Below are 12,598 nucleotides of genomic sequence, written 5' to 3'. Positions count from 1 at the left end.
CTCAAGCGAGACCGAGCGAGGCGAGCACGTTGTCGAGCGCGGTCCGCATGTCCGGCGCTTCGATACGCATGAGCACGGAGGCGTCCGCGGCGCTCAGATCCAGGGAATCGTCGTTGGCGAGCCGGAATTCGCGCTCCTCCTCCGCCGCCTCGACGATGTTGCGGATGAAGCGGCCGTTGCCGGCGAGGTCGACCCCGCGGCGCGGCTGGCCGTTCTGGTCGGTGCTCTCCAGGGTGTACAGCCGATCGCAGGCCGCGATCAGCAGTTCCAGTGCGCCCTCGGACAATTCCGAATCGCGCGCGGCCGCGATGACCTCGCCGATGCGGCCGAGTTCGGCGGCGGTGTAGGAGGGGAACTGCAAGCGCTTGGCGAAGCGGGAGGCCAGGCCGTCGTTGGCGGCCAGCAGGCGGTCGATCTCGCCGTCGTAGCCGGCGATGATGACGACCAGCCGGTCGCGGTCGTTCTCCATGCGGGCCAGCAGGGTGTCCACCGCTTCCCGGCCGAACGCGTCACCGCCGGAAAGCCCCTGCTGGATCAGCGTGTACGCCTCGTCGATGAACAGCACGCCGTCGAGGGCGGAGTCGATCAGCTTGTCGCTCTTGATGGCGGTGGAACCCAGGTGCTCACCCACGAAGTCGGAACGCTTGGTCTCGATCACCTTGTCGGTCTTGATGATTCCGAGGCCGCAGTAGATCTTCGCGACCACCCGGGCGATGGTGGTCTTGCCGGTGCCGGGCGGGCCGGTGAAGGCCAGATGCTGGCCGCGGGCGGCGCTGGCCAGGCCCTTCCCGGCGCGGATCTTCGCCAGCTGCGCACTCGACTGCAACTTGGCCACCTGGGTTTTCACGGCGGTGAGGCCGATCTGCCGCTCGAGTTCGGCGCGGGCCTCGGCGAGGATCTTCTTCGCGCGGTCCTGCGCGTCGGCCTGTTCCTTCTCCGCCAGCGAGGGCGCCGACGCCGGGTCCCAGCGGTCGGTGCGGGCGTCGATGACCTCCTTGCCGGTGACGGTGATGCGGTAGGTGCGGTCCCGCATGGCCTCGGCGTTCTCGGCGAAATCCGGTGACTGCGAATACACCTGCTCGAACAGCGCCTGCGCCTCGTCGGCGTGGCCGGTCTCGCGCAGGCACAGCCCGCGGCAGAACATGGCCGCGGTGCGCGCGGCCGGAATCGGCCCGGCCTCGGCCTGTTCCATCCGCCGGATCGCCTCGCCGAACAGGCCCAGTTGCGCACAGGCGGTGCCGACCATGACGTGTGCGCCGGTTGCGAGATACGGGTCCTCCCACTGCGCCGAACCGGCCAGCACGGTCATCACATCGGGCCAGCGCTGGGTGGTGTAATGCAGTACGCCGCGCACGTATGCCGCGATGCGATCGTCGATTTCGCGATCGGGGTCGTTGGCGCGTTCGCGGCGCCGCACCGCGAGTTCGTCGAGTATCCGCTCGGCCTCGGTGAAGTCGCGCGCCGAAATCATATGCGCCGCATAGGCGAGCCAGATCTCGGTGAAACTCGCCAGGGGATAGTCGATGTAGAGGCCGGGCAGGAAGCGGCCGCCGAAGACCCGGGCCGCCAGGCCGAGGCGCCGCTGCTCACGACGCAGGCTGACGGTGCTCGTCTTGTAGAGGTTGTACAGGACATCCGGGGTGACCTCGCCCGCCGCGGCCCGGCCGAGCCACGCATCGCACATCGTCGGATCCCATTCCGTCGCACGGGCGAAGGCGAGCTTCGCGTACTCCGGATCACGGGTCGATTCCTGGCCGTCGATGCTCAATCCCAGGGACAGCACGCCGGCATCGAAAGCACGCTGTGCCTGGCGAATGTCGGTCATGTTCGCGGAACCCCGAATTCGTCTATTCTACTTACGGTTTGGCCCATGATTCCCACCCCGGATCGTTCCGTCGCGCCGAAACCGGCTCTCCGATACATTATGGACGACGGCCCCTCGTGGGCAACCGACACTGCACAGGAGTAGATCGACACGTGACGACACAGTCGATCGGCGGACGTGCTGCCGCCGAACCCGAATTGTGCCGAGTGTCCGTCATCGGGGGGGATACCCAGCTCGACGTCGGGCTTCCGGCAACCGTGCCCGTGGCCGCCTTCATCGGCGACCTGGTGGCATTGATCGAATCGCGCAATCCTCGATTGCCCGATCAGGAGGACGGAGGAGTGCCGTCCCGGCCCCAGCACTGGACGCTGGCGCGGTTGGGACGCAACATGATCGCGCCCGGGCAGACGCTCGGCGAGGCCGATGTGCACGACGGCGAACTGCTGGTGTTGCGACCGGTGGCGGCGAAGGAATCGCCGGCGCTGTTCGACGATGTCATCGATGCGGTGGCCCGCCTGACGGCCGAGGAGTTCCGCGGCTGGTCCGCCGGGGCCGCGCGCTGGACCGGCCTGGTCGCGGCGGTGGTCGCGATGCTGGCCACCGTCGGCCTGGCCGCCGCGTCCCGCGCCGCCGGTGATCGCTGGATCGTGCCGTCGCTGCTGGTGGGTTTCGCGGTCGCGGCGCTGGTGGCCGCGATGATCGTGGCCCGCCGCTACGGCGACGAGCTGACCGCGACGGTGCTCACCGCGTGTATGTTGTTGTCCGCCTTCGGGGGTGCGGCGCTGTTCGTTCCCGAGGCGCTGGGCGGTCCGCATCTGCTGCTCGGTTCCGCGGCGGCGCTGCTGTCGGCGGTGATCGGCTATCGGCTGATCGGGGCGGGGCCCGCGGTGATCGCGGCCGTGGTCACCGTGGTGAGCTGCACCGCGATCGCGGCCGCGGTCTCGATGGTGTGGGATCCGGCGTTGCCGAAGCTCGCGGCCGGTCTGGTGGTCGCGGCGCTGCTGCTGATCTCGCTGGTGCCGCGGATGGCGGCCGGACTGGCCCGGCTGCCGGTGCCGCCGGTGCCCACCGCCGGTGGCGCGATCGATCCCGCCGATCACGAGCCGCGGCCCACGATCGAGGGTATCGGCGCGATCGGCGCCACGGTGCTGCCGTCGGCGGCCGGGCTCGGGCAGCGGGCGCGCACCGCCAACCATTTCCAGACCGGCATGCTGTTCGGCTGCGCGGTACTGGCCGGGCTCGGTGCGCTGGGCTCGGTGGGCCGGTTCGGCGCGAGCCACTGGCAGGGTGCGGCGCTGGCCGCGGTGGTCGCGATCATCCTGTGCCTGCGCGGGCGGGCCTTCGCCGATCTGGCCCAGGCGGCGGTGCTGATCTCCGGCGGCGCACTGCTCCTCGTCGCGCTCGCGGTGCTGCTGGCGGTCCAGGATTCGCGGCTGGTGCCGGTGTCGGTGGGGCTGCTGCTGGTGTTCACGGTGGCCGTGATCGGATTCGGCGTGATCGGCCCGCACGTCGAGGTGTCGCCGGTGGTGCGGCGGATCGACGAGATCGTCGAGTATCTGCTCATCGTGCTCGTGGTGCCGCTGGTGCTGTGGGTCATGGACGTCTACACGGTGGCCCGGAACCTATGAGGTCCCGGGCTGCGTGGACGTGCCTGCTGTGCCTCGTCGCGCCGGCCCTGCTGGTATCCGGGGAGGTGCCGGCGATCGCCGCACCCGTCCCGGTGCGGACCGTCGCGCCGCCGATGATCGATCCGGGGGCGCTCGGCGCCGCGCAGGCCCTCAGCGGCCGGCCCGGTCCGCCCGATCCGACCGAACCGGAACGGTTGTGCGCCAAGCCCTTTCTCCAGGTGCCGGCGCCGCGGGATCCGGTGGTGGCGCAACAGGTGCTGAATCTGCCCGCGGCCTGGCAGTTCAGCCGGGGCGCGGGGGTGAAGGTGGCGGTCATCGACACCGGGGTGAACCCGCATCCGCGGCTGCCACCGGTGCAGCCGGGCGGCGACTATGTGCAGGCGGGCGGGGACGGACTGGCCGACTGTGACGGTCACGGCACCTTCGTGGCCGGGATCATCGCGGCCCGGCCGGGTCCCGACGATGCGTTCAGCGGGGTGGCGCCGGACGCCGACATTCTCAGCATCCGGCAGTCCAGCACCGCGTTCCAGGCCAAGAACCGCGGCGGTAACGGCCAGCCGGGCACTGTCGACGACGACGGCTACGGCAATGTGCTGACCATGGCCGCGGCCGTGGTGCGCGCGGTCGACATGGGCGCGAAGGTGATCAACATCTCGCAGGTGGCGTGCAGTCCGGCGGGGTCCGACACCGCCGACGGGGCGCTGGGGGCCGCCGTCAAGTACGCCTACGACAGCGGCACCGTGGTGGTCGCGGCGGCCGGCAACGCCGGTGGGGACGGGCGTTGCAAACAGCAGAACGACGTCGCCGGCTGGGACGGGGTGGCGACGATCGCCAGCCCGGCCTGGTTCGGCCCCTATGTGCTGTCGGTGGCGTCGGTGGCCCAGGACGGCAGTCCGTCGTCGTTCACGTTGCACGGACCGTGGGTCAGTGTCGCCGCGGTCGGAGAGGGCGTGATCTCGCTGGACAACACACCGGGGGCGACCGGCCTGGTCAACGCGCTGCCGGACAACGACGGCAAACCGCAGCTGTACGCGGGTACCAGTTTCGCCGCACCCTACGTCTCCGGACTGGCCGCGCTGATCCGCGCCCGATTCCCGGAGCTGAGCGCGCAGCAGGTGATGGACCGGATCACCCGCACCGCGCACGCCCCCGGTCCGGGACGTGACGATCGGGTCGGCGCCGGGCTGATCGATCCGCTGGCCGCGCTGACCGCGCAGCTGCCGGATCAGCCGCCCAGCGCGGGGGTCGACCAGCCGCACGCCGTCGCGCCGCCCGCGCAGCTCGCGGGCCCGCCCCGGCTGCCGCGCGTCGTCGCCACGATCGGCACCATCGGCTGCCTGGCCGCCCTGGGGATCGGTCTGCTGATCGCGATTCCCTACCGGCGCAGGCGAATCGGCGACGAGCTACCAGATTTCGATTCGTAACACCGGGGAGGGACAGTTCCATGGCCACCGAGGGTTTCGTCCGCCGTCCGCGCATCGCACCGCCGCGGGCGCCGGGCGGCGAGGTCGGATTGACGCCGCCGCCGGAGATTCCGCGGCCGGTCTCCGGCCCGCTGCTGACGAAGCTCATGCCGGTGGTCATGGTCGTCGCCGTGGTGGGCATGATGGCGATGTTCGTCATGATGGGCCGCAGCCTGCTGTCCAACCCGTACATGATGATGTTCCCGATGATGATGGTCATGTCGATGGTCGGCATGATGGCCGGCTACGGCCGCGGCGGTAAGAGCGCCTCGGAGCTGGACGAGGAGCGCAAGGACTACTTCCGCTACCTGGACCAGATTCGCCGCGACGTGCGCCGCACCGGGGTCAAGCAGCTGGAGATGCTGGTCTGGAGTCACGCCGAACCCGCGGATCTGCAAGGGCTGGTCGGCACCCGGCGGATGTGGGAGCGCCGCCCCAACGACCCCGATTTCGGGCATGTGCGCGTCGGGGTGGGCAGTCACCGGCTGGCCACCAAGCTGGCCCGGCCGGAGACCGGTCCGCTGGAGGATCTGGAACCGGTGTCGACGGTGGCGCTGCGCCGGTTCGTCCGCACCCATTCGGTGGTGCACCACCTGCCGACCGCCGTCTCGCTGCGCGCCTTTCCCGCCATCAACATCGGTGGTCCGGCCGCGGACGCGCAGACGCTGGCGCGCGCGATGCTGATGGAGCTCACCGCATTCCACGGACCGGACCACGTCGCCATCGCGGTGGTCTGCGCGGATCCCGACGGGCCGACCTGGGCGTGGGCGAAGTGGCTGCCACACCTACAGCACTCCTCGCAGCGCGACGGTATGGGGTCGGCGCGGATGATGTACCAGTCGCTGGCCGAACTGGAGACCGCGCTCGCCGACGAACTGCTCGAACGCGGCCGGTTCATGCGCAATCCACAGCCGACGCAGGGCCGGGTGCACGTGGTGGTCGTCATCGACGACGGCTACGTCAGCGGTAACGAGCGGCTGATCAGCGAATCCGGGCTGGATTCGGTGACCGTGGTCGACCTCACCGCGCCGGAGACCGGGCTGGCCGCGCGGCGCGGCCTGCAACTGGTGGCCTCCGGCGGGGACGTGTTCGCCAAGAGCGCCGCCGGGGTCGAGAAATTCGCCACCGCCGACGCGGTGACCGTCGCCGAGGCCGAGGCGTACGCTCGCGCGCTGGCCCGGTACCGCATCGCCACCGCCGCGCAGATCGTCAGCCTCGGTGACAACACCACCACCAGCGATCCGGGTCTGATGGCGCTGCTGAAGATTCCGGACGCGGCGGGGATCGATCCCGCCAAGGTATGGCGGCCGCGGGTCGGCCGGGAGCGGCTGCGGGTGCCGATCGGCATCACCCCGGACGGGTCGCCGGTCGAGATCGACATCAAGGAATCCGCGGAGTACGGGATGGGCCCGCACGGGCTGTGCATCGGCGCGACCGGGTCGGGCAAGTCGGAATTCCTTCGGACCCTGGTACTTTCGCTGGTCACCACGCATTCGCCGGATCAGCTGAACCTGGTGCTGGTCGACTTCAAGGGTGGCGCCACCTTCCTCGGCCTGGACCCGCTGCCGCACGTGGCGGCGGTCATCACCAACCTGGAGGAGGAGATCGAGCTCGTCGACCGTATGCGCGACGCGCTGGCCGGTGAGATGAACCGCCGCCAGGAATTGCTGCGCTCCTCCGGCAATTTCGCCAACGTCACCGACTACGAGAAGGCCCGCGCCGCCGGGGTACCGCTGGATCCGTTGCCCGCGCTGTTCGTGATCGTCGACGAGTTCTCCGAATTGCTCTCGCAGAAGCCGGATTTCGCGGATCTGTTCGTGATGATCGGCCGATTGGGCCGGTCGCTGCACGTGCATCTGCTGCTGGCCTCGCAGCGGCTGGAGGAGAACCGGATGCGCGGCCTGGACTCGCATCTGTCCTACCGGATCGGCCTGCGGACGTTCTCCGCCAACGAATCCCGCGCGGTGCTCGGCATCACCGACGCCTATCATCTGCCCGCCGTGCCGGGTTCGGGTTACCTCAAGAGCGATGCCTCGGATCCGTTGCGGTTCAACGCGACCTACGTCTCCGGTCCGTATGTGGCGCCGCGCGCGGGACGGCAGGTCGCGGGTCGGGCGGTGGTCGAGGCGCCGCCGCGACTGTTCACCGCGGCGCCGGTGGAGCTGCCGGCCGCGCCCGAACTGCCGCGCCTGGATCCGCTGGATTTGCCGCCGGCCCCGGCCGACGAGGGCATCCCGGACACCCTGTTGCAGGTCGTGGTCGGGCAACTGGTCGGGCACGGCCGGCCGGCGCACGAGGTGTGGTTGCCGCCGCTGGACGACGCGCCGACGGTGGACATGCTGCTGCCGGATCCGGATTGGCGCTCGCCGGTCAACCGGCACGGCCGGCTCTGGATGCCGATCGGCATCATCGACAAGCCGTACGAGCAGAAGCGGGACGTGCTGACCATCAATCTGGCCGGTGCGCAGGGACATGTCGCGATCGTCGGCGGTCCGCAGTCCGGCAAGACCACGGCGGTCCGCACCATCGTCATGGCCGCCGCCGCGACGCACAGCCCCGAACAGGTGCAGTTCTACTGCATCGACTTCGGCAGCGGCGCGCTGTCGAGCCTGTCGGGACTGCCGCATGTGGGATCGGTCGCCCGCGCCAACGACCCGGATCGGATCCGGCGCACCATCGCCGAGATGACGACACTGATGCGGCAACGCCAGGAACGGTTCAGCCGCTGGGGAATCGAATCCGTCACCGATTTCCGCACTCGGCGCTACGCCGCCCTCGTCGCCGGTGGCGGCCGGATCGCGCCCGACGATCCGATGGCCGAGGACCGGTTCGGCGACGTATTCCTGGTGATCGACGGCTGGGCCACCATCCGCGAGGAGTACGAGGCACTCGAATCCCAGGTCAACGCGCTGGCCGGGGGTGGCCTCTCGCTCGGGATCCACGTGATCCTGGTGGCCCGGCGGTGGGGTGAGATCCGGCCGGTGATCAAGGATCAGATCGGTACCAGGATCGAATTGCGGCTCGGCGATCCCTCCGACTCCGAGATGGATCGGCGCACCGCGGCGCTGGTGCCGGTGGGCCGGCCCGGTCGCGGTCTGACGCCGGAGAAACTGCACATGCTGATCGCCCTGCCGCGCCTGGACTCCGATATGGAGCTGGCGACGCTCGCCGACGGCGCCGCGGCGTCGCGGCAGGCGCTGGTGGAGCTGTATCCCGGATTGCGCGCGCCCGAGGTGCGGATGCTGCCGCACAAGGTCGAGCGCGAACACGTGGTCGCCGCGGTGCGGGCGCGCGGGCTGGCACTGGGCCCGACCAAGATCGCGGTCGGGCTCGGCGAATCCGAATTGCAGCCGCTGGTACTGGATTTCGACGCCGACCCGCATTTCATGGCCTTCGCCGACGTGGAATCCGGGAAGACGACGCTGCTGCGCAACATCGCGATGGGTGTGGTCGAGAACTCCAGCCCGGAACAGGCCCGGATCATCCTGATCGACTACCGGCGCACCATGCTCGGGGTGGTGCCGGAACAGTTCCTGGCCGGATATTCGACCGGATCGCAGACCTGCGGCAACATGATCAAGGAGATCTGCGTCTATCTGTCCCGGCGCGCACCGGGTTCGGACATCACGCCGCAGCAGTTGCGGGAGCGCAGCTGGTGGACCGGGCCGGAGATCTACATCATCGTGGACGACTACGACATGGTGGTGGCTGCGGGCGGCGGCATCAATCCGCTGGCCCCGCTGGTCGAATATCTGCCGCAGGCCCGCGACATCGGCCTGCACTTCGTCCTCACCCGCCGCATCGGCGGGGTGTCGCGCGCGCTGTTCGATCCGGTGGTCGGCGGCATGAAGAACCTCAGTGTCGACACGCTGATCGGCAGCGGTCCCCGCGACGAGGGCAAGATCATCGGCGATGTCCGGCCGGAGAAACTGCCGCCGGGGCGCGGCATCCTGGTCTCGCGCACCAAGGGACAGGAGATGGTGCAGATCGCCTACCTGCCGCCGCTGTGATCGTTCCCGGCGCCGGGAAGTGTGCCGTTGGAATGGGATTATCGGCCGCGGTGAGGCGAGGGGAATCCGTCTGTGTCCGATATTCCGATGGCATTGGTGGAACCGGTGCTGGGACCACGTCCCAACGGGCATCCGGGACAGATGCGGCAGCTCGCCGCCGCGCACGCCGCGACGGCCGGGGTCCGACCGGATCCGTCGCCCGCGGACATCGCTGGCTACTGGCACCTACCGGAGGACGCCCAGCGCAACTGCCAGATCTCGGTCGAGGTCGCCCTCGAGATCGCCGCCCGGATGCGGATGGACGGCATCGCGTTGGCGGACAATACGCAGGCGCGCGAGGTGATCTCGGATTATGTGCATCAGGCCTGGATGCGCCGCAAGATCTCGGACACCCGGCCCGGGCGGGCCCCATTGATGGAGCCCTACGACGACGAGCCGTTCCATATCGAGATGACCGGCGCGGAGCGGGACCGGGCGCGGGCGACGGAGCCTTTCGGCACCGGGCTCAGCGACGAGGAGCAGGAGAAGGATCGGGTGTACGCCCGGATCGCGGTCGACCTGGTACTCGGCTCATCCCGGCGCGCTTGAGGCGACACCGGGCACGGCCAGCCGGGTGTCGGTGGCGCCGATCAGGATGCGCCGTGGAATTCTCGGCGGTTCCGGTACCCGGTCCGGGGCGTCGGCGCGGCGCTCGAACAGCGCCGTCGATGGGGCGGCCACCGATTCCGCGATGCGGACCAGGCGGAAACCGGCCCGGCGGTAGTAGTCGTGCAGGGCGGTGTTGGTGGTCCAGGCGTCCAGCCGGACCCAGGTGCGGCGCCGGGCGCGGGCCAGCGCCGCGGCGTGGGCGAGCAGGCTCGCGCCGATGCCCCAGCCGGTGAAGCGCAGATCCGCGATCATGTAGTGGACGATCAGGGCGTCCACCAGTTCGCCCGGCGACCACAGGCCCTCGTCGGCGCGGTCGTTGACGGTGATGGTGCCCGCCGGTTCGCCACCGGCCTCCGCCATCCAGGTCTCGCCGGCGCGCAGCGATCGGGCCACCCCGCGCGCGAACACCTGGATGGGCAATCCGCCCGCGGGCTCGGACCACTGATCCGAACCGCGCGCCGCGAGCCACGCTGTGCGCTGGAGTCGAAGTCGACAGATGACGCCGAGATCGGCCGGGCTCGCCTGGCGAATGCGGATATTCATGCTGAACCGGGTACCAGAGAGATGCCGAAATAGTGTGAATTGCCCAGCGGCTGCGGCGTGCCGAGGGTGCGGCGGATGAGGTCGAGGCCGCCGTCGTCGCCGAGTTCGTAGGCGAGGCGGTTGCGGTTGGCGGTCGAGCGGTGCCGCGACACCCGGGTGATGCGGGCCGGGTTGGCGCCGATGCGGAGATGGTCGAGCAGGATGGTGCCGGTGCCGACGCCGAGCACGGTGGCCTCCTCGGCGGTGGCCGGGCGGGCGACCACGGTGTCGCGGTGCGCGGTCTCGGCATGCCCGCAGGCAGCCAGCCGGCGGGTGGTGCCCTCCGGGATGTCGTGCGGCGAGTCGATGCCGGTGTCCTCGGCGAGATCGCGCGGGTAGAAGCTCACCTCCCAGGACCAGGGCTCGTTGTCCAGGTACTGCACCACGGTTCGGGCCACCACCCACGAATCCCTGGGCACGCCCAGCCAATTCGCGACATCCGGGGCGGCGGGCTCCATCCGGGCGGTGAACTGCTTGGACGGCTCGCGGCCCGCGGTCCGCGCGATCTCGGAGAAGATGTCGTTGCCCGCTTTCGGGCGATCCGGGCGAATGTGGTGGGTGACAACCGATTCCAGCACTTCCTGACTGCGCACGATGGTGCCGCGGGAAGTGGCTGTGTACAGCAGGTTTTCGGTGACCAGGACCTGAATCGCATTGCGTACGGTCGTGATCGACACCTGCATCTGCTCGGCCAGTTCGCTGTGGCTCGGGAGACGGTCGCCGGGTCGCCAGTGGCCGTCGCGGATCTGTTCACGCAGGAGGCCGGCAATCCGCTGATACCTCGGACCGTCCACCATGTGACCCCCCTGCATCTCGGTGGAGGACGTTGGTTGCTCGAGGACCCGGAGTCTACTCCGTCGAGTTGATCGGCGTGTGACCCTTGACACACGCGTTTCGAAGTTTATTGTAATGAACTGTCCTGAACGAGGGTTGTAACGGCGAAGACGGCGAGGCAACGTGGCAGGTTCGGAGACGTATCAGACGGTTGTGGCGCTGCCCACCGCTTCGTACGGCGGAGTGGCGGTGCAAACTCTCACCAACGGCTTGGTGCCCAGCTCCGATCTACTACTGCGCGCCTGCCGTGGCCATCGGGTGATCGGTGGCCCCCTGCTCTGGTTCGCGCGCGACCTCGCCGTACTGCACGAGCGTCGCGTCGGCGGAACCGGCGACAACGCTCCCGACCTGGAGCCCGCGGCCATCGTCGAGATCGACCGCCGTCGCATGGAGCTGGTCATGGCGATCGATGACTGGGTCTCCCGCGCCGTGCCAGAACATCGGCTCGGCGCCACCCTGCACACCGAGACCATCGGCTCGGTGATCGACCGCCTTGCCGAAGCCTCTGTGCGCGCTCATCATGCCCTGATGACGTTGCACGCCGACAACGAGGTCCTGCACGGCGCGTGGCATCGCCTCGCCGAGCTGGCCGACGGCTACGACGACCTGCTCCGCGACGTGATGGCCGGACGCCGTCGGCTGCCCACCTGGTAGTTCGCTCCGGGCGGTCTGCCGGGCTCGATCAGCGGGCGAGGGCGCTCAGCATCCAGCAGCCGGCCGGATAGCGGACCTCGTCCCCGTGCACGAAGGGGTCGAGGGCGGCGCGGACGGCGCCGACCACCCGGTCACGGGTGTGCTCGTCGACCGCGCGCAGGGCATTGCCGACCACCCCCATCCTGGTGAGGTAGCCGTTCAGCTCGGCCTCGGGCATCCGGCACTCGACATCGATCGGCCGGATGTCGATATCCGTCCAGCCGCCGCCGGTGAGGATGGCGGCGGTCCGGTCGCGATCCGCGAGGGCGAACCGGCCGGGCGCCTCGAGGTCCGGCACCGGCAGGTCCGGCAGCAGCGGAGCGGCGGCTCGCTCCGGGGCCGCCATGAACGGGTTGTCGGCCGGTCCGCGCCACACGATGCAGCGCAGCTGTGCGCCGTGATCCGCGGCCCGGCGCAGATTCGTGAACGCGGCCACCGGCCGATCGAAGAACATCACGCCGAACCGGGACACCACGGTGTCGAACGAGCCGGGCTCGAAGGGATGGGTCTGCGCATCGGCGCGGCGGAAATCGACTGCGACGCCGCACTTTTCGGCGCGGGCACGGGCTCCGGCGAGCATCGGCTCGGAGATGTCTACGCCGACGCAGTGCGCGGATGCGCCGAGCCGCCGCGCGATCGCGACCGTCGTGTCGGCGGTGCCGCAGCCCACGTCCAGCACCCGCTGCCCGGAGGTGGCCACCACCTCCTCGACGAGCAGATCCCGGAACGGTCGCAGGGCGCCGTCGACCACCTCCTGCGCCGCGACCCACGCTTCTCCGGCGGGGCCGTTCCAGAGGGTGGCCTGCGGATTCCCGGTCCGGTTCGTGCCGCTCATCGCTTGCTCCTGTCCGTGCGGTGTGTGATCACCCCACCGTGCCAGTTGAAGTCGTCTTGAGGTCAAGCCATGAACGGCCG

The 12,598-nt window shown here is 69.8% G+C and carries 9 protein-coding genes; 5 read left to right on the top strand and 4 right to left on the bottom strand.

Features of this window, described 5'->3' with window-relative positions:
- Position 1 precedes the first annotated feature (1 nt).
- Positions 2-1,825 (bottom strand): type VII secretion AAA-ATPase EccA, encoded by a 1,824-nt coding sequence (gene eccA / locus LBW94_RS11700; RefSeq protein WP_225060997.1) that lies wholly within the window; start codon positions 1,823-1,825, stop codon positions 2-4.
- Between the two features lie 152 nt (positions 1,826-1,977).
- Between eccA and eccD the strand changes: the two genes are divergently transcribed.
- From eccD to LBW94_RS11680, 4 genes are all read left to right on the top strand, one after another.
- Positions 1,978-3,453 carry a type VII secretion integral membrane protein EccD gene (eccD, locus tag LBW94_RS11695; protein ID WP_225060996.1) on the top strand — a complete coding sequence of 492 codons (1,476 nt, stop codon included), beginning with the start codon at positions 1,978-1,980 and terminating at the stop codon, positions 3,451-3,453.
- A complete protein-coding gene (mycP, locus tag LBW94_RS11690) occupies positions 3,450-4,877 on the top strand; it encodes a type VII secretion-associated serine protease mycosin (protein WP_225060995.1) in 1,428 nt (475 codons plus the stop codon). The genes eccD and mycP overlap by 4 nt, the downstream gene beginning before the upstream one ends.
- A 20-nt stretch (positions 4,878-4,897) precedes the next feature.
- Positions 4,898-8,926 (top strand): type VII secretion protein EccCa, encoded by a 4,029-nt coding sequence (gene eccCa / locus LBW94_RS11685; RefSeq protein WP_225060994.1) that lies wholly within the window; start codon positions 4,898-4,900, stop codon positions 8,924-8,926.
- Between the two features lie 87 nt (positions 8,927-9,013).
- Complete coding sequence (locus LBW94_RS11680) at positions 9,014-9,514, top strand: hypothetical protein (RefSeq protein ID WP_225060993.1); 501 nt, start codon at positions 9,014-9,016, stop codon at positions 9,512-9,514.
- Here the strand turns inward: LBW94_RS11680 and LBW94_RS11675 are convergent.
- Positions 9,497-10,117, bottom strand: a complete 621-nt coding sequence (locus tag LBW94_RS11675) for a GNAT family N-acetyltransferase (protein ID WP_225060992.1) — start codon at positions 10,115-10,117, stop codon at positions 9,497-9,499. The genes LBW94_RS11680 and LBW94_RS11675 overlap by 18 nt on opposite strands.
- The gene (locus tag LBW94_RS11670) at positions 10,114-10,953 is read right to left on the bottom strand and encodes a GntR family transcriptional regulator (RefSeq protein WP_225060991.1); all 840 of its coding nucleotides are present in this window, start codon (positions 10,951-10,953) and stop codon (positions 10,114-10,116) included. Before LBW94_RS11670 ends, LBW94_RS11675 begins: the two co-directional genes overlap by 4 nt.
- Before the next feature lie 226 nt (positions 10,954-11,179).
- Between LBW94_RS11670 and LBW94_RS11665 the strand changes: the two genes are divergently transcribed.
- Complete coding sequence (locus tag LBW94_RS11665) at positions 11,180-11,644, top strand: DUF4254 domain-containing protein (protein WP_225060990.1); 465 nt, start codon at positions 11,180-11,182, stop codon at positions 11,642-11,644.
- A 28-nt stretch (positions 11,645-11,672) separates the two neighbouring features.
- Here LBW94_RS11665 and LBW94_RS11660 read toward each other — a convergent pair whose 3' ends face one another.
- A complete protein-coding gene (locus tag LBW94_RS11660) occupies positions 11,673-12,518 on the bottom strand; it encodes a class I SAM-dependent methyltransferase (RefSeq protein ID WP_225060989.1) in 846 nt (281 codons plus the stop codon).
- Positions 12,519-12,598 lie beyond the last annotated feature (80 nt).

The sequence above is a fragment of the Nocardia sp. alder85J genome (assembly GCF_020176955.2).
Classification (GTDB): Bacteria; Actinomycetota; Actinomycetes; order Mycobacteriales; family Mycobacteriaceae; genus Nocardia.
This window is presented reverse-complemented; position numbering and strand designations above follow the sequence as displayed.

Bases quoted from the DNA above. Each gene is read 5' to 3' on its own strand.
- eccA (WP_225060997.1), bottom strand. From the start codon at position 1,825: ATGACCGACATTCGCCAGGCACAGCGTGCTTTCGATGCCGGCGTGCTG.
- mycP (WP_225060995.1), top strand. From the start codon at position 3,450: ATGAGGTCCCGGGCTGCGTGGACGTGCCTGCTGTGCCTCGTCGCGCCG.
- eccCa (WP_225060994.1), top strand. From the start codon at position 4,898: ATGGCCACCGAGGGTTTCGTCCGCCGTCCGCGCATCGCACCGCCGCGG.
- LBW94_RS11680 (WP_225060993.1), top strand. From the start codon at position 9,014: ATGGCATTGGTGGAACCGGTGCTGGGACCACGTCCCAACGGGCATCCG.
- LBW94_RS11675 (WP_225060992.1), bottom strand. From the start codon at position 10,117: ATGAATATCCGCATTCGCCAGGCGAGCCCGGCCGATCTCGGCGTCATC.
- LBW94_RS11670 (WP_225060991.1), bottom strand. From the start codon at position 10,953: ATGGTGGACGGTCCGAGGTATCAGCGGATTGCCGGCCTCCTGCGTGAA.
- LBW94_RS11660 (WP_225060989.1), bottom strand. From the start codon at position 12,518: ATGAGCGGCACGAACCGGACCGGGAATCCGCAGGCCACCCTCTGGAAC.